We start from the raw sequence: 23,430 nt of genomic DNA on the forward strand, positions 1-23,430 counted from the left end.
AAGATATTTATTTATTCCAAATCCACAACCAACTACCAACTATCAATTATCTACCCAAATACCGCAGAGCCGTTTGCATTGCATCAGTAATGTCTACATCACCATCGCCATCGGTGTCAAGAAAGGAATTTAACACAGAATTTCCGCCAGTCTGAGGATTTTGGGCATTTGCACCAGTTCGCAAAAAATTCAGTACTAAAGGAACCAACAGCGGTAACAATTGTTGAATCATATTTGCATTCATCCCCGTGCGTTGGGCGATCGCTTCTGCCACTTGCTGTTGCATCATCGGTGAAAATAAACTAGCTACAGCTTGGGGATTAGGGGAGGTGCCGCTATATTGATTGACTACAGCTTGCGCTTCTTGATTGCCATAGTTAGCTTGCTTTTCTCGTAAAGCCGATCGCACGTAACCACCTAAAATACCCAAAGCTGATTGCATGGTAGATGGGCTTGTACCAGTGTTATTACTCAATTGCTGTACAGTGTTGAGAATATCACCCAACTGACTAGTACTGCCTTGCTGATTGGGATTGTCAATTGCATTGATAATTTGCTCAAAAAGCCTCATAAGCTTGTTTCTCCCTTTTTACTCATGCCAACAAAACCAAATTGTTAGTGCTGGCTAATACGGCTATAAAAAAAATAAGGTTTTTTACTAAAATAATGCCTCTAGCAATTGGTAGAGCGATCGCATTAATAGAAGTTTCTCTCTAACTCTGTTGAAAAACACTGGAACTATTAAGATTAGAAGCATGTGCGTAAATAGTTTCACTAGCATTTGCCACCATGCCTCTGTCGCGCATCGTCACACTAATTATCGGGCTGATCGTCATTTTAGGACTCAGTCTGTGGCTAATTGATTCTCTAACTCGGCTTTATGGGCAGTTAACCTGGAGTTCTCCGTTGTTGGGGAATTTATTGCTGTTTTTGCTCATTGTCTTGATTGGAGCATTAATAGCCACCTTTATCTATTATTTTGTGATCATTCGGGAAGGCGAGCAGCGTTCCCGACGCCGAAACAGAAAAGTTAGGCAAGTGCAAATTCCTGCTGCTAAATCCGAAGCAGCCTCTTCTACCTTAGAAGCTGTCAGGCAACAGGTATCCCAAATTCAAGACGAAGTCACACGCCAAGCATTACTAAGTAAATCGCGAGAAATTGAAGTGAATTTGGCACGTGGTGAAATTCAAGTTGTCGTGTTTGGTACGGGCAGTGCTGGCAAAACTTCTTTGGTAAATGCGATTATGGGACGCATGGTAGGCAGGGTAGATGCGCCGATGGGAACAACCCAGGCAGGTGAAACTTATTGTCTGCGCTTAAAAGGTTTAGAACGCAAAATTTTAATTACCGATACACCAGGAATATTAGAGGCGGGGGTAGCGGGAACCGAAAGGGAACAAATGGCACGAGAACTGGCAACAGAAGCAGATTTGCTGTTGTTTGTGGTGGATAATGACTTACGGCGATCGGAGTATGAACCATTGCGAGCATTGGCAGAAATCGGCAAGCGTTCTCTACTGATCCTAAATAAGACTGATTTATATACAGAAGAAGATAAAGAGTCAATCTTAGCACGGTTGCGGCAAAGAGTACGGGGATTTATTGCTCCTGGTGACGTGGTAGCGATCGCAGCCAATCCCCAACCTGCACAATTAGAAAATGGGGAAATTTTCCAGCCTGAGCCAGAAATATTACCATTACTACGACGGATGGCGGCAATTTTGCGAGCAGAAGGTGAAGATTTAGTAGCAGATAATATTCTTCTGCAATCCTTGCGCTTGGGAGAAGAAGCGCGAAAACTAATTGATGCTCAACGTCGCCGTCAAGCTGACAAAATTGTAGAAAGATATCAATGGATCGGTGCTGGCGTGGTGTCGGTGACTCCATTACCAGTAGTAGATTTGCTAGCAACCGCTGCTGTCAATGCTCAAATGGTAGTGGAACTTGGCAGAGTCTACGGTTGTGAATTAAATTTGGAACGCGGGCGCGAACTAGCGCTTTCCCTGGCAAAAACAATTGCTGGTTTAGGAATTGTTAAAGGTGCAATTCAGTTACTTTCTACCGCTTTGCAATTGAATGTCGGTACTTTTATTATTGGCAGGGCGATTCAAGGTGTAACAGCGGCATATCTGACACGCATTGCCGGTAAAAGTTTTATTGAGTATTTTCGTAACGATCAAGATTGGGGCGATGGTGGGATGACAGAAGTTGTTCAGCGTCAGTTTCAACTCAATCGCCGCGACGAATTTATTAAGGCATTTATTCAGGAAGCGATCGCACGAGTAGTAAAGCCTTTAGCACAGAGAGCTGAGGTAGTTGAACAGGATGAAGAAATAAAGGGTTAATCAGTTAATTAAACATAAAACAATAGTAAGGTGCGTTGTCGTGCAGCGCAACGCACCATCTTAAACGTCTATCGGGGTGCGTTAGGTGTTCCGCCGTAATACACCTTGTATCTTAGAAGAAGTGGTAGAACGACACAGGTTAGTGATCTAACGACACAGGTTGATGATCTAACGTCAGCTTATCGTGATCTAACAACACAGGTCAGTGATCTAACGTCAGCTTATCGCGATCTAACGACACAGGTCAGTGATCTAACAACACAAGTTGGTGATCTAACGACAATATAACTTCACTGATAAACCTGTCTAACGCTTCCTTGATGCGTTCTCTGCTCTTGGCTACTTTCCAGCTATTCACAGCGTGCCAGCTATTCACAGCGTGATCGCCTATTGCCTGAGAGAATAATCCTGCTTTAGAGAGGCATACTTTGTATAGTCGCAAATGCTTTAGCTGATTGAGACACAATCCAGCAAGCGGGCGATCGCTCATCTAGAGATTCAAGCTTACTGAATATATATTTCAGTCAGTTAAAACTGACTTTAGCTATAAGCCTGGTACTTCAGTTCCAGGCGTTGTAGGGCGAGGTGCAAGATTTGAGTAATGCGATCGCACTTTTGAATTCTAGTCATTCAGACTTGCATTTTGGGTTAGCTAACAACTTGGGTTAGTAGCTTCTTAGATATTTGTAACAAAATTTAACATTTAAATCTAAAGCTTAGATTAAAAAGTTACAAACATTCTTGCCATTTTTCAGTAATATTGCCACTATTAACTCTTGTGAAGTAGCTGTAAAAAATAGAACTTAATCTCAAGATTCTGGGATTAAGCTGAAAATGTAGAGGGAAAAGACCTATATATAGTCTTGAATCTATACATTAAAGCTGCGTAGTGATAGTTAATCGCTGCCAAAATTTACAGACTTCATATAGAAACTGATACAAGTTTGTGTGCGTGAGCATTGCTGTTTATACAGAAATGTCGCAATCACTAGACTTTTTGCAAATATACAAAAGCTGCCCGGATATTAATTTCCGAAGTGGGAGAGCTCAATGTAGTTAAAAGCGACTAATCTTTCTCATGCTTGTAGTCGATTTTAATTAGTGTAGAGATGCTACCAAGCGTTTTTCTACAGCAGCGGCTCAAAGTACCTAACACAAGTGTAGCTTTTACGAAATTTTGCAAAAAACTTCTCGATTTTTGTCTTTGACTGTTGGAAAAACAAAACTCATGCTTAACGCAACATCAAAAAAGTTATCTCAGCTCGCTGCCACCGCAGTTCTTGGCGCTACTATGCTTGGTGCAGTAGGAACTGCCCCCGTTAGTGCTGCAAGCATCACCGCATTCAACATCTCTGGGCAGTTTGCTCCCGAAGCTGTCACAGGTTCAGTTGGGCTACCTACGCTCTTGGGAGGTGGTTATTTTAAAGGAACTTATGAAGTAGATACGGATAAACTACCAGATAACGGCCCCGGAGTGTTTTTGCAGAACTGGGAAGTTAGTTTATTTGACTCCTCCAACAACTTTGTGAAAAAATTCTCTAAATCGATTCCTAACAACTCCGCTTTTGTACAAACAAATGCACTCCGCTTTACAGAAGCAGACTTTACTCCTCCTCCATCATTCTCAGTTCTTTCTGTAGTCTTTCCACCAGGATTTAAAGGAGAGGGTAAGATCCAGGGTGGGTTCCAAGACTATAATCCATTTGACGGTTCCTTTGGAAGTATTGCTATAGTTTCTGGTAAAAGTGAACCTGTACCTGAACCGATTACTATTGCTGGTACAGCAGTTGCTGGTGCTATGGGGTTGTGGATGAAACGTAAGCAGCAAAAAGCTAAAGCTTCCTAAACAGGATAGTTTTCAAAATATGTCAGCATTTAACTCAAGTTGTTAGATGCTGATATTTACAAAGGGGTTCTCAAAAAAACAAAAGAGAATCCCTTTTATTTTTTTGGTAAACAAAGGTGATATCATGTCCACTTAAATACTTATCATTAAGGTAAATGCGGGAAACCAGAAGGGGAGATGCAGAGAGATTTTAATCTTAAGTGATTAGCTGGACTTGATATGATAGTAAATCTACTTGTTCAACCCCTTTTTTACATAGCCTGCGTAGGCGAGTTTTATTCCTCTAGCTTCAGGCTTCTAGCCTGTAAGGTACTTTCTACTACTTGTTACATAACAATTCCGGAAGTAACAGATATTATCCGAAAAAATAAATAACAAGTATGCAATTAACCAGCGATTATGACTAATCACATGATTGGTAAAGTTCTGCAAGGACGTTACCAAATTGTGCAAATCCTTGATGCAGGTGTTTTTGGGCAAACATACATTGCTATAGATCTTGAACAAGAACAACATAAATGTGTAATCAAGCAGCTCAAGGTTTCTAGTTCCCAACCAGAGTACTTACAAACTCAGAGGTTACACTTTCTCAGTGAAACTGAAACTCTCAAGTATTTGGGAAAACACAAACAAATTCCCAAACTGATTGCCTGTTTTCAAGAAAAACAGCGTTTTTACTTAGTGCAAGAGTTTATTGAAGGGCATGCTCTAACCGCAGAATTACCAATTCACCAACATTTGGGCTATTCCTGGAATGAAAGTGAAGTTATCGAATTGTTACAAGATGTACTAAGTATTCTGCAATTCGTTCATTCTCAAGGAGTAATTCACTGCGACATTAAGCCAGATAACTTAATCAGGCGTGCTTGTGATGGTAAGTTAGTTTTAATCGACTTTGGTTCTATCCAGACGATTGGTTGTGGCTCAGATGCAGTATTGCCTATTGATAAATTTCCCGTTACCTCATTAGGATATATTCCGCCAGAACAATTTATTGGTCAAACACAACCTAATAGTGATATTTATGCTTTGGGTATGATTGCAATCCAAGCTTTGACGGGGCTTTCTCCATTGCAATTAAAAACAGATCCTCGTAGCAACGAGATGATTTGGCGTTCTGAGCATATTTCAGTTAGCGATCGCCTCGCTGCTATCCTCAGCCAAATGATCCGCCACAATCACCAAGATCGTTTTCAATCAACAACTGAAGTACTACAAGCACTCAAGCAAATATCAACAGGTAATGGGCAGAGTACTGTATTGCCAAACCCATCCAAAACCGAAAATAATAAACATTGCAAATCCTCCAAATCATCTCTACTATTGGGTATGAAAGTTGGATTAGTCGCAAACTCATTGGCTATGGGTTTTGGGGCATATGCCTTAGTCAATAATTCTCCTGTTCACTCAGAAACAGATACTTTATATGAAGCAACGAAAGCATATCAAGCAGGAGATTTAGAAGAAGCGATCGCTCTAGCAAAAAAAATTCCTTCAAGCAGCAATGTCTATCCAGAAGCTCAAGCTACCATCGAAAAATGGCAAAATCAGTGGCAAACTGCTGCTGAAAATTATTTAACAGCTGAAAAAGCTTTGCATGAAGGTAGATGGGTAGATGCACTGAATGCGGCATCTCAAGTTCCTGATAATTTGTATTGGCAGACAAAAACAGACAAAATAGTTGAGCAAGCAAAAGTTAAAATCGAGACACAAACCCATAAACTGTTAACAAAAGCTTACCAAAAAGCATCAGTCAAAGATTTCAATACTGCTTTAACTTATCTGCGCCAAATTCCTCCACAATCATCTGCGAACACTTTAGTACAACAAAAGTTAGCTGAATATAACCAAAAAAAACAAGTAAGGGCAGTTTTCTTACTACAACAAGCTTACCGTCAAGCAGCAGTAAGCAAATTTGAGGATGCGATCAAATATCTTCAACAAATTCCCAAAAATACGTCGGTGTATGCAACCGCTCAACTTAAGTTAATTGAGTACACTCACAAGCAACGCCTACAAGGTGAAGCTCAAAAGCTAGCTCAATCAAAAATACTTAGCACGGTAAAAATTAAGGAGGTGGTTAATCGCAGTCGTACAAACACAAATCTACAATCTTTCGATCCTGAAAGCGAATTGCAAGAGGTAAATACTCAACTACAAACACGTTTATAAGTAGAAGGCAGATGGCAGAGGGCAGAAGGTAAAATAGCCTTCCTAAACAGGTTGTAAAGATTGGCATTCTACATTTAATTATGCCCAGCTACTTAACCTGCTGATTATTTCGTCTCCATCCAGTTTTCACCTGCGCGCACATCTACAACTAAAGGTACGCGCAACTGCACAGCATTTTCCATCACTGACTTAATTTGTGGTTGTAATTCTTCCCACTCTTCAGGAGGAACTTCAAACACCAATTCATCATGAACTTGTAACAATAACCGCGCCTGATAATTTTGCAGAATTTCGTGCAGCCTGATCATTGCAATTTTAATAATATCCGCGCTAGAGCCTTGAATTGGGGCATTGGCAGCAGAGCGCAGTAAACCTGCATCGTAGGCACCCAAATTCTTTAATTTACTCAAATCAATATCTTCTGGTTTACTGCCTTTTAAATTACGCAGGCTATTACTGGTAAACTCAAAATAACGCCGACGTCCGAGAATTGTTTCCACATAACCTTGAGCGATCGCTTGTTTTTTTAATCCTTCTAAATATTCAAAAATCTTAGAATAACGTTTACTAAATCGCTTAATAAATTCGTTAGCCAGTGCTTTATCCACACCAGTAGAACGCGAAAATTTTAATGAACCCATGCCATAAATCACACCAAAGTTAATAGTTTTTGCTACTCGGCGTTCTTCTGAAGTTATATCTTCTTTTTCAAACATCAGTCGTGCTGTGACTGTGTGAATATCTTCATTATTTTGATAAGCCTCAATTAATACTGGTTCTTGACTCAAATGTGCCAGTATTCTTAATTCAATTTGCGAATAATCAGCAGCCACTATCAACCATCCTGGCTCTGGTATGAATGCCTTACGAATTTGGCGACTAAAAGCAGTACGAATCGGGATGTTTTGTAAATTGGGATTGGAAGAAGACAACCTGCCAGTAGATGTAGTTGTTTGATTAAAATCTGTATGTACTCGTTGAGTATCGGAACGCACCAATGATGGCAAAGCATCGACATAAGTAGACTTTAATTTAGCCAAAGTGCGATACTCAATGATGGCATCAATAATACCAGTTGTATCAACTTCTCTTAATTTTTCCAGTGTGGCTGCATCGGTAGAATATCCCGTTTGTATTTTTCGAGAATGTTTGATACTTAATTTTAATTTCTCAAATAATATCTGACTCAATTGTTTAGGAGAACCCAAGTTGAATTTTTCTCCTGCAATATCATAAACTTGCTGTTCCAACTTCGCTAAATCCGTTTCTATCTGCTGCGAAAGTTCTTGCAAATAAGCTGTGTTGATGCGGATTCCCTGATATTCCATATCCGCCAAAACAGGCTCCAGTGGTTGTTCTACTTCCACTAATAACTTATATAAAGCAGGAACTTTCTCTAATTCTGCACGCAATTTCGCCACTAATTGAAACGTCGCGTAAACATCCATCCCGCAATAGTCTGCAACAGTTGGAATGTCTAAATCAGCGATTGTTTTACTTTTAGGTACTAAATCTGCATAACTTTTTGCTGTCAATCCCAAATATTTTTGAGCTAAATCACTCAAATTGTGGCTACCATCAGGATTGAGGAGATAACTTGCAAGCATAGGATCAAACACTACCCCTGCTAAGTTAATTCCTTGAGAGTGCAGAATCAAGCGGTCAAACTTGGCATTTTGCAAAGCTTTAGGATAATTAACATTTTCAAGAATTGGGCGTAGTGCTTGGAGCACAACATTTTTATCTAAATTTTCGCCAGTCTTATGTCCAATCGGAATGTAAGCTACTTCATCTAGCTGGATTCCCCAACAGCAGCCAATTCCTACTAACTCAGCATCTCGTGGTTCCAAATCGCTAGTTTCAGTATCCCAAGCGACAGGTATATTAGGGTTAGTTAATTGCTGTAATTGATTTATTAACTCAGTTAATTTAGCTTTTGTATCAATAATACGTGGTTTAATGGCGACACTGGACTGTGGCTGTTGTTGAGCCAATGCTGTATCAACAGCACTAAAAAACCACAAATCATTATCTTGATTTTCTTCTTGAATTTCGGCTAGCTCTTCTGTTGTAGGAGAAGATATTTGTGCAACAGTGCCACCAAACTTTTGTTGTAGTTCGTTAATCTTACCTAAAAAAGTTTTAAATTCTAGCTTTTCTAAAATAGGTGCTAAAACACTGCTATCAAACCCTTTTAATCGACACTCTTCTAAATTTACTTCTAGAGGAACATCAATCACAATTGCTGCCAAATACTTTGATTTTTCGGCATCTTGTTTGCCAGCTTCTAATTTTTGCTTAATTGCACCTTTAATTTCAGGTAAAGAAGCATATATTTTATCTAGAGAACCATAAGTATTAAGTAGCTGTACAGCAGTTTTTTCACCTATTCCCTTAACACCAGGAATGTTATCTGATTTATCACCACAAAGGGCTTTAAAATCGACAATTTGTGAAGGTAAAACACCGAGTTTTTCTTGAACTTGCTCTCGTCCAAACTCAGTAATACCATTTGTAGCTGTAGAACGCTTGAGAGCTTCTGGACTAAAATACAGAACACTAATTTCTTTCTCAGGATCGATAAGTTGAAATAAGTCGCGATCGCCTGTCAGAATCTTAACCTTATAACCAGCAACAGTAGCTTGTTGTGCTAGAGTTCCCAAAACATCATCTGCTTCATAACCAGGAGCTGTCAGAATTTTCAGATTCAGTCCATCCAACAACTCATGGAGATTTTTTAAATCAGGAATAAAGTCTTCTGGTGTGCCAGGGCGATCGGCTTTGTAGGTGTCGTCAGCTTCGTGGCGAAAGGTAGGCAAACCCAAATCAAAAGCCACTGCTATTGCTTGTGGTTGTTGGTTTGCCATTACCTCCAAAAGAGATTTCAGAAAGCCGTAACATACACTAGTAGGAATCCCCGTCTTAGTTTTCAGCCCGCCGTCTCTTCCTTTAGCAAAAGCGTAGTAAGAACGAAATGCTAGTGAGTGTCCATCAATAAGGATGAACGTGGGGCGTGTTGAGTTGGAAAAAGCGGAAGCCAAGTGGTTTGGAGGTGTTGTTTGGGACATAGCCTTATTGTAACCAGCTGCTTCCGTCGTGTCAGAGTTAATTTGAGGTTACGATGATTTTTCTACTTGATTTTGGCGACGACGACGTAGTTTTAGCATACCTAATGCTCCCACACCTAACACTGATAAAGTTACTGTCGGTTCAGGAACAGATGTTAAAGCTCTAACGTTATCGGCACCAATATCAAGAACGACAATAACATCATTAAAGTCACGATCAGAAGCTTCATTTGTTCTGCCAGTCTTCGGATCTTTTCCTGTAGCACCCAAAGCGCCATACAGATCCTCAAAACCCATCAAAATGTAATTACCGACAGCATAGGCAACCACGTGCTGCAACCCATCTGCATTTGAGGAAGTTTTAGTCCCAAAAATATTAGCAGAATCACCACGGTTTAAGCCATCAGCCCTTAACCAAAAATCCAATAGAGTGCCTCCTGCAACATTGCCAAGATTGACTCCATCGCCGAGCTTTAATGTATCACCACCCCAGTTACCCACACACCCAGAGCCACTACAAGCAATGTCATTAAATACCAGCCCCGTTTTGTTCGTAGCTCCTGTTGCTTGATAAGCTAACTGGTTTCTATAACCAGCACCTTCGTTAATGAAATAAACATTAACATCGTGACTGTATTTCATGAATAACTTACTAGGATCTAATTGAAATTGTCCACTATTTGGCAGTGCAACTCTTTCTGCTTGCACATATTGCTGGAAAGGAGTGTCATTAAAACCAGTTGTTTGTTTGCCTTGTATTAGTGGTTGTTGCCATGAATTATTCCATGTAAAACCAGCAGCAGATGCAGTATTTACTTGAGACAAGAATCCAGTCAAGGCAGTAGTCGCAAAAACTAATCCTGTCAAAGTTTTTTTCAACATATAATTGCTTTCTAATCTGTACTCAAAATCTGAAAAGTTCGTTAAGCAATGAGGCTTAATTAATTTAATTGATATCTTAGTTTTTAGAGAATTGTCTATATTCAAAATCTGTTTTGGTGGACTCTTTAATATTTATGTAGCTATTCAGTAATTACTTGGATTTAGTAAAAATTATTTATACGTTAGTTTTCTAATTTAGAACTATCATTAATTTGTCAAGAGTAATAATTACCACAAAATATCAGTCGTCTTTTTTATTTAGATACCCAAGAACTTAATATTCACAACAAAGTATAAAAATTTCTGTTCTCTGTTCGTTGTAACTCTACCCCACTCTCCCTTGAAGAGCTTCTCCCAGAATAGCCCTTCTCGTAGAGTAGGAGTACGGGGTTCGTATACTCTTACGGTAAGTTCTCCGGATAATCTACGAGAACACCACCAATGAACGCAGTCGCTACCTCTGAAAGCTGTTCAACGTGCTGCTTACTGCTGTTGTGTCTACGTGATTGGGGCTGAACTCAACTGTTCTCGCTATTTTCTTGTGAGGTTATTTCACCAGATTCTACTCCTATTTTCTGGTTTAACCTGATAACCTCTTAGCTGGGACTTTATAGTATTAGCAACTAAATTTATGCAGAAAGCATCTGCCCGTCACTTAGAATCAGTTGGTATTGCAGATATTGCTGCACAATCTACAGACATTAAATTACTTGTTTTAGATATAGATGGAACTATTGCCGGGCAATCGAACATCATTACCGAACCCGTGAAGCAAGCAATTAGTACGGTGCAAGCCCAAGGAGTTAAGGTAGTCATCGCGACAGGCAGAATGTATCGCTCTGCCTTGCGTTTCCATCAAGAAATTAACTCTACTTTGCCTTTAATAGCCTATCAAGGAGCGTGGATTCAAGACCCAGTCTCTCAAACAATGCATCGACATTTACCTGTTTCTAGGGAAATTGCCGAGCAGCTATTGGATTATTTTGAACAACCAGAACTGCGATCGCTGTTGTCTGTCCACTTTTATATAAATGATCAACTCTACGTCCGAGAAGTCACAGTAGAAACTCAAATTTACGCAGAACGTTCTGGTATTATCCCCATTCCCGTAGGTGACTTACGCCAAGTCTTGAGCAACGAACCTACAAAAATTTTGGCTTTATGTGATGACACAGATATTATTGACAACTTACTAGGCTCTTTGGCTAGTCAATACACTCCTGCTGAACTGTATCTCACCAAATCTGTTGCTACATTCTTTGAAGCAACTAACCCTTTTGCGAACAAAGGAACAGCAGTACGCTACATAGCTGAAGAACAACTAGGACTACAATCTCACAATGTTATGACTATTGGTGATAACTTTAATGATGTGGAAATGTTCAATTATGCTGGCATCAGTGTCGCAATGGGCAATGCGCCTCTACAAGTACAAGCGATCGCTAATTGGATTGCACCTAATGTTGAAGAAAACGGGGTAGCAGTGGCAATTGAAACACTACTGCTTTAATGAAGAACGGCAGTAAACAAATTAGCTCTTAAGATTTACTAGCACATTTATCTTAGCTACTTAGTCCTGCTATTTAACGAGTGCAGGACTTCTTATTATCTATAGTCTCTCAAAATAGAAAAAGATGGCGAAAAGCGTATCGCTCATCTAAAAATCAGAAAGGGTACCGACGACTGGCCGTGTTTCGTCTCGGTACCCTCGCTGGTTCGCTCCTCACACACCAGATAATATATCTTAAGTGATTCAACCAGTCAATACTTGTTACAAAAATTTTGATTAATGTCAGTGATATACATTTGAATTTATTGTTTTATGAAAAGCATTTAAAACTTTTACTGACAGTTGAAGTAGTTTTGTACTTCATGCCATCTTCATAATTCAAAAGGAGCAAAAGCATTTAATTTTTCCTCCAACAGAAATTTTAAAACCCATTGAGTAGCTATGATCAATCCATGCCTAACTAGGGCTAATTCTGGTGAAGTAGTTTTAACCTCACCCCAAATGCGGCAATTGCACCAGAAATTTTCAAAAGCCTGGCTTAGAGAAAGCGCCGCTTTTTCCCACCTCACCCAAGCCTCAGTAGATGAATATTCTAATTCATCCATCACTTGCACCAATTCATTCATAAGACGAAATTCAGCAGGATGATTGAACCGTAGTTTTTGCTCTGTGTTCAACCAAGATATTACATCAGTTGAAATAAACAATTCTTCTTGCCGAGCTAATCGCATTAACGAGCAGCAGCGTGCATGAGCATACTGAACCGGAAACACAGACGAAGACAATTGGACATCGGGATGCTCTGGCGCAAGGACAATTTCTTTGTTCGTACCCCCTTTTTCCACTCCAAGGGATACAAGTTTTTTCAACCAAGCAGCTAGAGCTAGATGAACCAATTCTAAATGAATCCAGCCAGGCGGGATAATTCTAACTCTGAAAACGTCGCTAGACTCTATCAATAAATGAGAGGCGATCGCATTGGCAATTTCCATCGCAGGCAGATTCTCATATTTCGATAACCTAAGTGCAATACCTGTGATGTACAAAACTCGTTCACTATCTCTTCCTTTAGATAGAGGAATTATCTTATCTACTATGCATTCAATTCTATGAGCTTTAGTATAAATACTCAATGAAGTCATCAAGTAATAATGTACTAACTGTTTAATTGATGTGTATTTGCTAACTTGTAGCATTTAATGCATAGTTAATACGGTAAAATTAGAATATTTGAGAAATGTTAATTTTATGTCATCTGTCTTAGGATAGAACTTTAATTTAGAGAAAGAAAAATTAGAATTGTGCAAATTTTTTTTGAAACAGAGTAAATTTTACTACAATCATTGTACAGTAATAAGTATACAAAAGAGTAGAAGCTCAGTTTCTACCTTTTAGATGGCTGGCACTGTTAGGTGTTAAGCCTGACTAGCCAACAAGAAGACACTCCTTGCACCTTTTTATGACGTCTTTGTCTTCAGCCGAACGCTCTTTGTTACCTATGCAATCTCCATCCTCTTTTTCTGAGGCATCACGGCCTTTTTTAACTTGGCAACGGATTCTTGATTGGGCTCAGGAACACTATCGCTGCCGCACCTTTAGCAAAGATGAGCGCATTCCAGCCCGACCTGGATTGCTGTATTTGGTGCAAAGGGGTGCGATCCGTATGGTAGGAACCGCCCAAGTAAGTGCTACAGCCAGTCAGTTAACGTCTCGACGCATTAATAGAACTCCAGAAGAAGCTTTCTTGGGATTTGTTGGTGCAGGACAGCCGTTTGAAATTGTTGCTCAGTCACCATTCACGCTCCAGGCTTATGCACATGTTGACCAAACTATGGTGCTCTGGATGTACTGGCACGACTTAGACAACTGGCCTCACTTCCGTCGTGAAGTGATGGATGCCTTCAGGTTACAGCACCAGCGCAAGTTGCTGTGGCTGAGTGCTTTAGGACAACGCCGCACAATTGACCGACTTCTAGGATTTCTCACATTATTAATTGAGGAATATGGAGAGCCGGCAATGAGCGAAACCGATCCTGAAGTTATTCGTGGTTATTGTTTACCTTTCCCTCTTACCCATGCCCAAATTGGCAGTGCCATTGGTTCGACTCGTGTCACTGTCACCCGTTTGATGGGCAAGTTGCGTCAACGCGGCTTGATTTTAACTCAAGGGGATAATCTCATCTGCTTGCCAGCAGAGTCGATTAATAGAGCCAGCTAAAGTACGATCGCGCAATCTCTAATGAGAAGCAGCCTTACCATAAAAATAGCACCAACCACGCTAACTTCAGGAGAAGGCGCTACTCTTCAACAGAGAAGGCACTGAAATGAATCTTGTTGTTCTCATAAAAAATGCAAGATTCTACAGGTGTGTACAAAAGCAAGCACTACTCTAGCTATATGCTCATGACAGGTGTCAGCGTACTTTGACAAACCCCGCTTGGGAGATAAGTTCTTGTCCCTGTTCAGTTAGCACTAAGTTGGCATAAGCAGTACCCGCTCGCTCATCAGTTTGAGCATTCTGTTTGACCACCACAAACAGACTGCGGGTGATCGGGTAATTTCCTGACTGGAAGGCCTCAATGTTCAATTTATTCCGATTACCAGGGCATTCTGAAGGGAGAACGAATGGCTCTTGGTATGGAGAAATATATTGCCCTTGTGTTCGCCCCAACGGCAAGGGCTTGATTGAACATTGAGGAACAACTTCTGGGGCAGAAGCATAGTATATACCACCAAGATTACTAGCCACTTTTTGTAGGGCTTGGGTGGTCGTAGAAAGAAACTCTACATTAGATCCAAAAGCTTTTTTCCCAAGATATCTTGGGAAAAAAGCTCCACTGTGCCGCCATCACTCAGGCGACGAGAATATGCATTAATAGGAATATTGGGGCCTCCGACTTGGCTCCAATTTGTGATTTTGCCAGTGTAAATTGACCTTAACTGGTCTATGGTCAGTCCTGGAATTGGAAGATTGGGATTTACTGCTACTGCTAAACCATCGATCGCTACAGGAATTTGTTGGAGACTAAATCCACGCTGCTTGGCACGAGCTAACTCCTCATCCAAGATTGGTCGAGACGATTGAGCAAACGCTAATTTATTATCAATTAAGGCTTGAATACCCGTACCAGAGCCAGGAGTGCCAGTATTAGGTTCTACGTAACGTAGTCTAAATTCTGGTCGTGCAGCTTGAACTGCCGAATCAACTGTAAGTCGAATTGGTGCCCAAGAAGTGCTGCCTCCATAGTTGAATAATCCTGTCGGCACATTTTGGACAGAAGCAAAAGTCTTACTGCTAGGTTCTGGCTTGGTAATATTAGGACTGGGAATAGTAGGTTGAGATTTAGAGACTCGATTTAAATTCAAGTCAGTTTTTCTTGTAAACCACCAGAAGCCGCCAGCTATAAGTCCTACTGTGATCAATAGGGACACTACCAGAATTGGTGTCTCATTTTTTTGTGACATAGTAATTTACCAGATATTGGTTGCTAGTTATGGGTTGTAAAAAATACCACTAACCAATAACTACTATCCACTAAATAAATTTAATTATCGAATCCTGACAAATCCAGTTTTAGAGATTAATTCTTGACCTTGCTTTGTAAGCAGCAAGTTAGCATAGGCTTCTCCTGCTTGCTGATCGCTTTGGTTGTTTTGTTTAACAATTACAAATAATCTACGGGTGATGGGATATTCGCCACTTTGAAAGGCAGCTACATTGAGCTGGTTGCGTTTCTGTGGACACTGAGAAAGAGGGACAAATGGCTCTTGGTAAGGAGGAATCAATTTATCAGTGGAGCGCCCTAGTGGCAGATATTTAACGCTACATTGGCCAATAACTTCTGGGGCAGAGGCATAGTAAATACTGCCAGGATTTTTTGCTACTTCTTTTAAAGCTTGGGTTGTAGTAGAGATAAATTGAACGTTGTTACCAAATTTCTCTCCAGCTAAGACATTTTCCCCAAAAAATTCTACAGTGCCTCCCTCTTGTTGGCGGCGAGAATATGGTGTAAGTTTTAAATTTGGCCCGCCTAATTCTTGCCAATTGGTAACTTTGCCAGTGTAGATATCTTTGAGTTGGGCAACTGTTAAACCGCGAATATTAAGGAGAGGGTGAGTTGCGATCGCAATGCCGTCAATCGCTACCGGAATTTCTTTGAGTGTAAAACCTCGTTGTTGTGCTTGTTTAAATTCTTCGTCTTTAATTGAACGTGAAGACTGAGAAAAAGCTAGCTGGTTACTTAACAGCATTTTAATTCCGCTTCCAGAACCAGGAGCACCTGTAGTTGGATCTGTATAGCGTAGTTGAAATTGAGGAAATACTGTCTGAACTGCTGTATCAACTTCTTTACGAATTGGAGCCCAAGTAGTACTACCACCGTAGCTAAATAAGCCTGCTGGAACATTTGGAATTTGGGCAAAATTATCAATATCAGGTTGTTTAAGAGTTTGAGACATATTATTGTTAGCGTCAAATAATTTGATACCAGAATTATTTGCTAACCATAACGATCCACCGCCTACAACCCCGAAGGTAATCATTAAGGCTAAAACTAAAACTGTAGTTTCATTTTTTTTAGACATCAAAGTTTTTAAAATTTTTGCTATTACAGCTATTTTCAACCTTTTAATTAATTTATGTAGGTTAAGAAATGGTTAACCTTACATATTTTTAATCAAGGCTTCACGGCTGCTGCAAATTCAAGAGAAAGATTCGCTTGTGAAGAGTATTAAGCTGTTAAAATATTAAAGACAATAATTTGTAAATCAGACGAAATAGTGCTGTAACTGCAATTGTTACTAATCCAGCTGCAATAGATAGAATAATAATTTGTTGAATGCTAATACCCGCTTGGAATAAGGGTACAAAAAAAATAATCGCAAAAGTAATAGCAGGAATAATTAATAAATCCCATTTTTCAATCCATCGTCTGGTTTGAGCGAAAATTAGTATGCCTAAAATTAGCGCGGAAGCAGCAAGAGTAATGACTGGGGATTTTATCAAACTATAGAGGGCGATCGCAATTAATCCACCCTCAAACCCACTAAATCCTGCACCTGTTAAAAACTCCCAAGTGGAGAACGGTGCTACGGAGGAAGTTCGAGATGGTTGCTGTTGGGGTTGATTTGGTACAGGCTGCGGTTGTCGTAATTGGTTGGGTTGTTGGGGGTGAATTTTGGTAGGTACAATCGGTTGCGGTGGTGCATTCAGAGCGTCCAAAACTTCTTGGGCTGACTGAAAACGTTGATTGGCGGCAGGTAACAGCATCTGATCGAGAATATCAGCTAGATAAGAGCTAATTGTAGTTTGACTGCGCCATTTCCACTGGTTGCTGTACACATCAAATAATTGAGTTACATCATTCTCACCCGTGAGCAAAATTACAATTGTTACAGCCAATGCGTATAAATCTGTAGATGGAAATACCCGTCCCCCAGACATTTGTTCCGGCGGTGCAAAGCCCAAAGAATAAATTCCTGTTGAAGCTGCTGCTCCAGATGCAGCATTAGCTACCTGCTTAACTGCGCCAAAATCTAACAAGTAAAGTTTGCCGTTACGATGGCGCATGATATTAGAAGGCTTGATATCTCTGTGAATAATGCCTTTGTGATGAACAAACTGCAATACCTTCAAAATTTCTCGCAGTACTTCCAATACTTCTGGTTCGGAAAACTTACCTTTTTGGGCTAATTCCTCGTCAAGGTTTTGTCCATCAATGTATTCCTGGACGAGATAAAAAAATTGGTCTTGCTTCCCTGGTTGTAAGAAACTAGAAACTATCACCGGAAAGAAAGCATATAAATCGGGAATTTGGTCGTGTTGAGTGCCAATTTCTTCTAAGACTACAGCTTCTCTCTCAAACAAATCTTGGGCTAATTGCAATTGAGTAGTGGTTAAATTGCCTGCTGGTTGGAATTGCTTAACCACACACTGACGCATCCCAGGAGTATAGCGATCGCGTGCCAAAAAAGCTGCCCCAAATCCTCCTTTACCTAATAACTTTGTAGGTAAATAGCGACCAACTAAAATCAGGGGCATACCACAAGCTGTGCAGTATTTTTGCTGCACTGTTCTTAAGGTGGAATGATCATCTAAATCTTGAAAATAGTTTTGCGGACGGGGACAACCGGGACGAGTGCAATAAGTTTCCATACTTGTCAATTGTCATCAGTCATTAGTCATTAATCACCAGCCATTACTGAATGACAAAGGACAAATGACAAATGACGAATGACTAAATTTTAACTCTCATCAGAGTGAGATGTGTCCGTATCTAAAGTTGTATTGATTGCCATACTTCTATGATGGTGTGACGATTTTAACACATCAAGATTCCACCCAGGGGCAGCAAACTGAGGGAGAATTTCTTTGCTAAAAGCTTCTGCTGCCTTGGATCTATAGCGATTGGGATTACAAATTAGCCACAGTGTTCGCTTGACGATCACACCTTCAATGGGAGTGCAGTGTAGAACTCCCATTTGTAATTCTTTAGCGATCGCGGAAGTAGAAACAAAAGCGGCTCCCAAACCAGATTGCACAGCATTTTTAATTGCTTCTATAGAATTGAGTTCCATTTCCACTTTTAAACGCCGTGTATCAATATCATGTCGTGCTAAAACCTGATCGATGACCTTACGGATTGTCGATTGGGAATCGAGAGCTATGAATTGTAATTTATATAGGTCTTCTTTTTGAATGGTTTCAAGTTTTGTAAAAGGATGAAAGACAGGTAAAATCAGCGCCAACTCATCTTCAGAGTAAGGAATGATTTCTAATGATTCTGCCAACTCACCAGGAATTTCACCACCGATGATTGCCAGATCAACTTGTCCATTCACAACACTCCAGGCTGTTCGGCGAGTAGAGTGGACATGTAATTGCACCGCCACATCTGCATATTTTTGTCGAAACAACCCAATCATCCGGGGTAAGAGATAAGTACCGGTAGTTTGAGAAGCCCCGACAATTAAAGTACCACCTTGAAGATTTTGTAGATCCTCGATCGCACGGCAGGTTTCCTGACACAGACTAAGGATTTTTTCTCCATAACTTAGGAGTAGATGTCCTGCCTCTGTTAATTGTGCGCGGCGTCCTCCACGATCAAATAGGGGAACATCGAGTTGCCGTTCAAGGTTTTGTACTTGTAAGCTGACGGCAGGTTGGGAGACGTAGAGGCTATCAGCAGCACGCTTAAAGCTCCCTTCTGCGGCGATCGCTTTTAGAATACGTAACTGATCTAATGTGAAAGGAAGGTCAGACATAAGGCTCAACCCACAAACTTTGAAAGGAGCAGCATTGGCAATAAACCCGCAATTTATAGTATTCTGGCTAGGCGTAATTTATTGCATCTTAAACTTGGAGGCTTTATCCGCAAAAGACAGTAACACAACATCTTGACTAAAGTCCCCCTTTGAATACTTTGTGGTATTGATTGTACTGAATTAAGCTTGCTTTAAGTTACTTCACTTATGTTTATGATGCTGCCATCTTGGTTAACTACCAGCCATCTCGTCATCTTGGGATTACAATTAGGTTTTGCAATTGCCCATAGTGGAGGAGCTGCTTTGCGGCCTTGGGCAGAAAAACACATAGGCCCACGCCTCTATCGCATTATGTTTGCGTTAATCAGCCTGCCTTTAGCTGTAATCTTAATCATTTACTTTTTTAACCACCGTTATGATGGTTTGCAACTTTGGCAGATTCAAGGTTTACCTGGGGTAAAGGCATTAGTCTGGATTTTATCAGCAATATCTTTTTTATTTTTATATCCTGCTACTTTCAATCTACTAGAAATTGCTGCCGTCACCAAACCACAAGTTCATCTCTATGAAACAGGAATTATTCGTATTACCCGCCATCCTCAAATGGTTGGACAGATAATTTGGTGTGTAGCCCATACTCTCTGGTTGGGTACTACATTTACCCTTGTTACTTCCGCAGGATTAATTTTGCACCACTTGTTTGGTGTCTGGCATGGCGATCGCCGCTTAAGTTGGCGCTATGGCAAAGCGTTTGCCACTCTCAAAGAACGCACGAGCATTATGCCTTTTGCTGCCATTCTAGATGGGCGTCAACATCTGGAATGGCGAGAATTTTTGCGCCCTGCCTATGTGGGAGTAGCGATATTTGTATTACTTCTATGGTGGTCTCATCCACTATTGTTGACGGCAACTAGTAGGGTACAATGGTGATCCAGGTTGAAACAAAACTGACAGCAGCATAGGATAGAAACCAGATGAGCATTTTGGCTCACCAGTTACTACCAATTCAATGTAGGATAAATTGAAGTAGCTGTCAGGGAAGGTAGAACTAGCAAATTTTAGACTTTAATTATTGATAGTTGTTTGTCAGCTATCAACGTTTTAAGTAAAAGGAACGGAACGTTTAACTTTCCTTCTCTAGACGAGCAAACAGGAGTGAAAAACCTTAAAATCCTACTACGGTTGATGCATTAGCTTTTGTGCCAGCATCAATTATGAGCAAGATAAAATCAAGGCTAAAATTTTTGTACATCTGTAATTATGCCCTGAAAGCGTCTATTGACAGTTACTGGCTTACCCTACTACTGTTGATCGCTATTTGGATATGAAAACCCTATAATTTTAGAGGCATCATGGTGTTGTCGGTTAGTGAGCGGACGTTTACTCAAGAAGTTTTAGAATCTCCGATTCCTGTTTTGGTAAATTTTGAAGCTCCTTGGTGTGGCTTGTGCCGCATCATTCACCCTTTGTTATTGCAATTTAAATCGCAATGCGGCGAGCAAATTAAATTGGTCGGTATTAACGCCGATGATAATTTCAAGTTGTCTACTACATATCGACTCAAATCATTACCAACTTTGCTGTTGATTGAAAATGGCATTGTTAGGCAACGTTTGGAAGGTTTTCGGGGGCGTGAAGATTTACTTCAGGCTTTAGAAGCAATAAAACTTAGTTACGGCAAGCATCCTAAAGTTCACAAAAGTACTAAAACAGCAGAGCTGGGAATTGTTTAGCATAAAAACATTCTTTGTCAAGAGTCAATGGTTATAAAGTAAAAAAAATTATGCTATCAACTTTTGACTTATAACTGCCAAAAAATGCCAAAAATATAAAACCATGTTTAATTACCTCACTCAATCAGTATCGGGTGGGGTATTTTATCGTGAAGGGTGTGTGTCACAATTATTAACAGATCCGACAAGTTAATCAACGAAAGGCTGAAGTATGAAGGTTAAAGTATGAAACAATGTCTAGCTCCTGGTTCCTGTCGAAGCTTGTACTTTACTCACACAAAACATTTCGCCCACAACAAGGGGTGTTAAAGTGCCAAAAGCAGGCAGTCTCAATAACCGTGCGAAATTTGCACATTCTTTCATCCTTAAATCCTTTGGCCTTCATCCTTTTTCATGAAGAATTCTAAAAGTAGGCGTCAGTGATGGAAGTAATCTATCAATATGCCTGGCTGATTCCGGTATTACCTCTTTTAGGGGCAATGTTGGTTGGGCTGGGATTAATCTCTCTCAATCAGGTGACGAACCGTTTACGACAGCTTAACGCCGTGTTGATTATCTCCCTCATGGGAGCGGCGATGGGGCTGTCGTTTGCCATATTATGGAGTCAACTGCATGGACACGCCCCTTATCTTCGCACCCTAGAATGGGCGGCTGCGGGCAATTTTCATCTGAGCATGGGCTACACTATTGACCACCTGACAGCCTTGATGCTAGTGATTGTGACGACAGTAGCTTTCTTAGTCATGGTTTACACTGACGGCTACATGGCGCACGACCCTGGCTATGTCAGGTTCTATGCCTATCTCAGCTTATTTGGCTCTTCGATGTTGGGTCTGGTGGTAAGTCCCAACTTAGTGCAGATTTACATCTTCTGGGAACTAGTAGGTATGTGTTCTTATCTACTGGTTGGTTTCTGGTACGATCGCAAATCAGCAGCAGATGCAGCCCAAAAAGCATTTGTTACCAACCGCGTCGGCGACTTTGGTCTTTTGTTGGGTATTTTGGGACTATTCTGGGCAACAGGAAGCTTTGATTTTCAGATCATGGGCGATCGCCTTGCCCAACTGCTGCATACAGGTTCGCTCAGTAATGTTCTGGCAGCTTTGTTTGCAATTTTAGTCTTCTTAGGCCCGGTAGCTAAATCAGCCCAATTTCCCCTCCACGTCTGGCTACCAGATGCGATGGAAGGCCCTACACCCATCTCAGCCTTGATTCACGCGGCAACAATGGTGGCAGCAGGCGTCTTCCTGATTGCCCGGATGTACCCAGTGTTTGAACACGTTCCGGCGGCAATGAATACAATTGCCTACACTGGGGCGTTTACAGCTTTTTTGGGGGCAACAATTGCCATTACCCAAAATGACATCAAAAAGGGTTTAGCTTACTCCACCATTTCCCAACTTGGTTACATGGTGATGGCAATGGGAGTAGGCGCTTACTCGGCTGGGCTTTTCCACCTCATGACCCACGCGTACTTTAAGGCGATGCTGTTTTTGGGTTCAGGTTCGGTGATTCACGGCATGGAAGCAGTCGTCGGTCATAACCCTGACTTGGCACAGGATATGCGCTTAATGGGTGGACTGCGTAAGTTCATGCCGATTACAGCACTTACCTTCTTCATCGGTTGCGTGGCAATTGCTGGTATCCCGCCTTTTGCTGGATTCTGGTCAAAAGATGAAATTCTCAGTGCCGCTTTTGCCTCTAACCCACTGCTATGGGGTGTAGGCTGGCTCACAGCCGGGATTACTGCCTTCTATATGTTCCGGATGTATTTCACCACCTTTGAAGGTCAATTCCGGGGCAATAAAACCCAGTTGTGGGATAAGCTCAAGTCTCCTGTCGGCATGGCGATTGTTACGGGTTTTGAAAGAACTCCTGCTTTTGGCCCTGGTGCGATGACTAAAGGAGAACTGGAAGCCCACGAAGAACACCACGAGCACGACAACCACGGACACAATCATAGTGAATATCCGCACGAGTCCCCTTGGACAATGACCCTACCATTGGTGGTGCTGGCAATTCCTTCGGTGTTGATTGGTTTGGTGGGGACACCCTTTGCTAACTACTTTGAGGAGTTTATCTATTCCCCTAACGAAACCCTTGAGGAAGTAGTGGCAAAAGCCGCAGAAGTTGACCTGCATGAGTTTTACATCATGGCAGGTGGTTCAGTGGGAATTTCCTTAATTGGGATTACGGTAGCTTCCTTAATCTATTTGTGGGGTAAGATTAACCCAGTGGCGATCGCGGCCCAAATTAAACCACTTTATGAGTTATCTCTCAACAAGTGGTATTTCGATGACATTTACCACCGCGTATTTGTGCTTGGCTCACGTCGTTTAGCTAGACAAGTGATGGAAGTTGACTACCGCGTTGTCGATGGTGCCGTCAACCTTACAGGCTTTTTCACCCTTGTCAGCGGCGAAGGCTTGAAATACTTTGAAAACGGTCGCGCTCAATTCTACGCTTTAATTGTGTTTGCGGCAGTCTTGGGCTTGGTGATTGTCTTTGGTGTAACTTAAATTAACCAAAGTTGTAAGTAATCACTGTTGCTATCTCATGAGTTATTTATTGCTCAATAAGTTTGTGTTATGAGGATGAGGGCAGGTAAAT

General features: G+C 41.0%; 16 protein-coding genes and 1 pseudogene. 8 read left to right on the top strand and 9 right to left on the bottom strand.

The features are described from left to right. Window positions 1-46 precede the first annotated feature (46 nt). Window positions 47-571, bottom strand: coding sequence for a DUF937 domain-containing protein (locus tag U2718_RS26275; RefSeq protein WP_341997225.1), 525 nt, complete (start codon window positions 569-571; stop codon window positions 47-49). A gap of 218 nt (window positions 572-789) precedes the next feature. Between U2718_RS26275 and U2718_RS26280 the strand changes: the two genes are divergently transcribed. Continuing rightward, window positions 790-2,346 (top strand): GTP-binding protein, encoded by a 1,557-nt coding sequence (locus U2718_RS26280; protein ID WP_341997224.1) that lies wholly within the window; start codon window positions 790-792, stop codon window positions 2,344-2,346. Between the two features lie 244 nt (window positions 2,347-2,590). On the opposite strand, the gene U2718_RS26285 is transcribed toward U2718_RS26280, so the two are convergent. Then, on the bottom strand, window positions 2,591-2,836 hold the full coding sequence (locus U2718_RS26285) for a hypothetical protein (protein WP_341997222.1): 246 nt from the start codon (window positions 2,834-2,836) through the stop codon (window positions 2,591-2,593). A gap of 738 nt (window positions 2,837-3,574) precedes the next feature. Here U2718_RS26285 and U2718_RS26290 point away from each other — a divergent pair. Both U2718_RS26290 and U2718_RS26295 read left to right on the top strand, forming a co-directional pair. Next, entirely contained in the window at window positions 3,575-4,192 is a 618-nt protein-coding gene (locus U2718_RS26290; protein WP_341997220.1) for a PEP-CTERM sorting domain-containing protein, read from the top strand. Window positions 4,193-4,591: 399 nt separating this feature from the next. Next, on the top strand, window positions 4,592-6,364 hold the full coding sequence (locus U2718_RS26295) for a serine/threonine-protein kinase (RefSeq protein WP_341997218.1): 1,773 nt from the start codon (window positions 4,592-4,594) through the stop codon (window positions 6,362-6,364). A 104-nt stretch (window positions 6,365-6,468) separates the two neighbouring features. On the opposite strand, the gene polA is transcribed toward U2718_RS26295, so the two are convergent. Beyond that, complete coding sequence (gene polA / locus U2718_RS26300; RefSeq protein WP_341997216.1) at window positions 6,469-9,432, bottom strand: DNA polymerase I; 2,964 nt, start codon at window positions 9,430-9,432, stop codon at window positions 6,469-6,471. 48 nt (window positions 9,433-9,480) lie between these two features. Next, window positions 9,481-10,314 (bottom strand): DUF4114 domain-containing protein, encoded by an 834-nt coding sequence (locus U2718_RS26305; RefSeq protein ID WP_341997214.1) that lies wholly within the window; start codon window positions 10,312-10,314, stop codon window positions 9,481-9,483. A 631-nt stretch (window positions 10,315-10,945) separates the two neighbouring features. On the opposite strand from U2718_RS26305, the gene U2718_RS26310 reads away from it, so the two are divergent. After that, on the top strand, window positions 10,946-11,824 hold the full coding sequence (locus U2718_RS26310; protein WP_341997212.1) for a Cof-type HAD-IIB family hydrolase: 879 nt from the start codon (window positions 10,946-10,948) through the stop codon (window positions 11,822-11,824). A gap of 371 nt (window positions 11,825-12,195) precedes the next feature. Here the strand turns inward: U2718_RS26310 and U2718_RS26315 are convergent, their stop codons facing one another. Beyond that, window positions 12,196-13,020: a DALR anticodon-binding domain-containing protein gene (locus U2718_RS26315; protein ID WP_341997209.1), complete on the bottom strand. Its 825-nt coding sequence runs from the start codon at window positions 13,018-13,020 to the stop codon at window positions 12,196-12,198. A 263-nt stretch (window positions 13,021-13,283) separates the two neighbouring features. On the opposite strand from U2718_RS26315, the gene U2718_RS26320 reads away from it, so the two are divergent. Continuing rightward, entirely contained in the window at window positions 13,284-14,042 is a 759-nt protein-coding gene (locus U2718_RS26320; RefSeq protein WP_016874375.1) for a Crp/Fnr family transcriptional regulator, read from the top strand. A 195-nt stretch (window positions 14,043-14,237) separates the two neighbouring features. Here the strand turns inward: U2718_RS26320 and U2718_RS26325 are convergent. From U2718_RS26325 to U2718_RS26340, 4 genes and pseudogenes are all read right to left on the bottom strand, one after another. Then, a pseudogene (locus U2718_RS26325) lies at window positions 14,238-15,289 on the bottom strand (PstS family phosphate ABC transporter substrate-binding protein). An 84-nt stretch (window positions 15,290-15,373) separates the two neighbouring features. Beyond that, window positions 15,374-16,408, bottom strand: coding sequence for a PstS family phosphate ABC transporter substrate-binding protein (locus U2718_RS26330; RefSeq protein ID WP_341997207.1), 1,035 nt, complete (start codon window positions 16,406-16,408; stop codon window positions 15,374-15,376). Window positions 16,409-16,562: 154 nt separating this feature from the next. Continuing rightward, window positions 16,563-17,978 (bottom strand): serine/threonine-protein kinase, encoded by a 1,416-nt coding sequence (locus U2718_RS26335; RefSeq protein ID WP_341997205.1) that lies wholly within the window; start codon window positions 17,976-17,978, stop codon window positions 16,563-16,565. Between the two features lie 89 nt (window positions 17,979-18,067). Then, window positions 18,068-19,087 (bottom strand): LysR family transcriptional regulator, encoded by a 1,020-nt coding sequence (locus U2718_RS26340; protein ID WP_341997203.1) that lies wholly within the window; start codon window positions 19,085-19,087, stop codon window positions 18,068-18,070. A 213-nt stretch (window positions 19,088-19,300) separates the two neighbouring features. On the opposite strand from U2718_RS26340, the gene U2718_RS26345 reads away from it, so the two are divergent. The 3 genes from U2718_RS26345 to U2718_RS26355 all read left to right on the top strand — a co-directional run bounded on the left by U2718_RS26345 (window position 19,301) and on the right by U2718_RS26355 (window position 23,339). Beyond that, window positions 19,301-20,017 carry an NnrU family protein gene (locus U2718_RS26345; RefSeq protein WP_341997201.1) on the top strand — a complete coding sequence of 239 codons (717 nt, stop codon included), beginning with the start codon at window positions 19,301-19,303 and terminating at the stop codon, window positions 20,015-20,017. Between the two features lie 422 nt (window positions 20,018-20,439). Beyond that, entirely contained in the window at window positions 20,440-20,820 is a 381-nt protein-coding gene (locus U2718_RS26350; RefSeq protein ID WP_341997200.1) for a thioredoxin family protein, read from the top strand. 422 nt (window positions 20,821-21,242) lie between these two features. Continuing rightward, window positions 21,243-23,339 carry an NAD(P)H-quinone oxidoreductase subunit 5 gene (locus tag U2718_RS26355; RefSeq protein WP_341997198.1) on the top strand — a complete coding sequence of 699 codons (2,097 nt, stop codon included), beginning with the start codon at window positions 21,243-21,245 and terminating at the stop codon, window positions 23,337-23,339. The last annotated feature ends 91 nt before the right edge of the window (window positions 23,340-23,430 follow it).

Source organism: Chlorogloeopsis sp. ULAP02 (assembly GCF_038404745.2).
Lineage (GTDB): Bacteria > Cyanobacteriota > Cyanobacteriia > Cyanobacteriales > Nostocaceae > Chlorogloeopsis.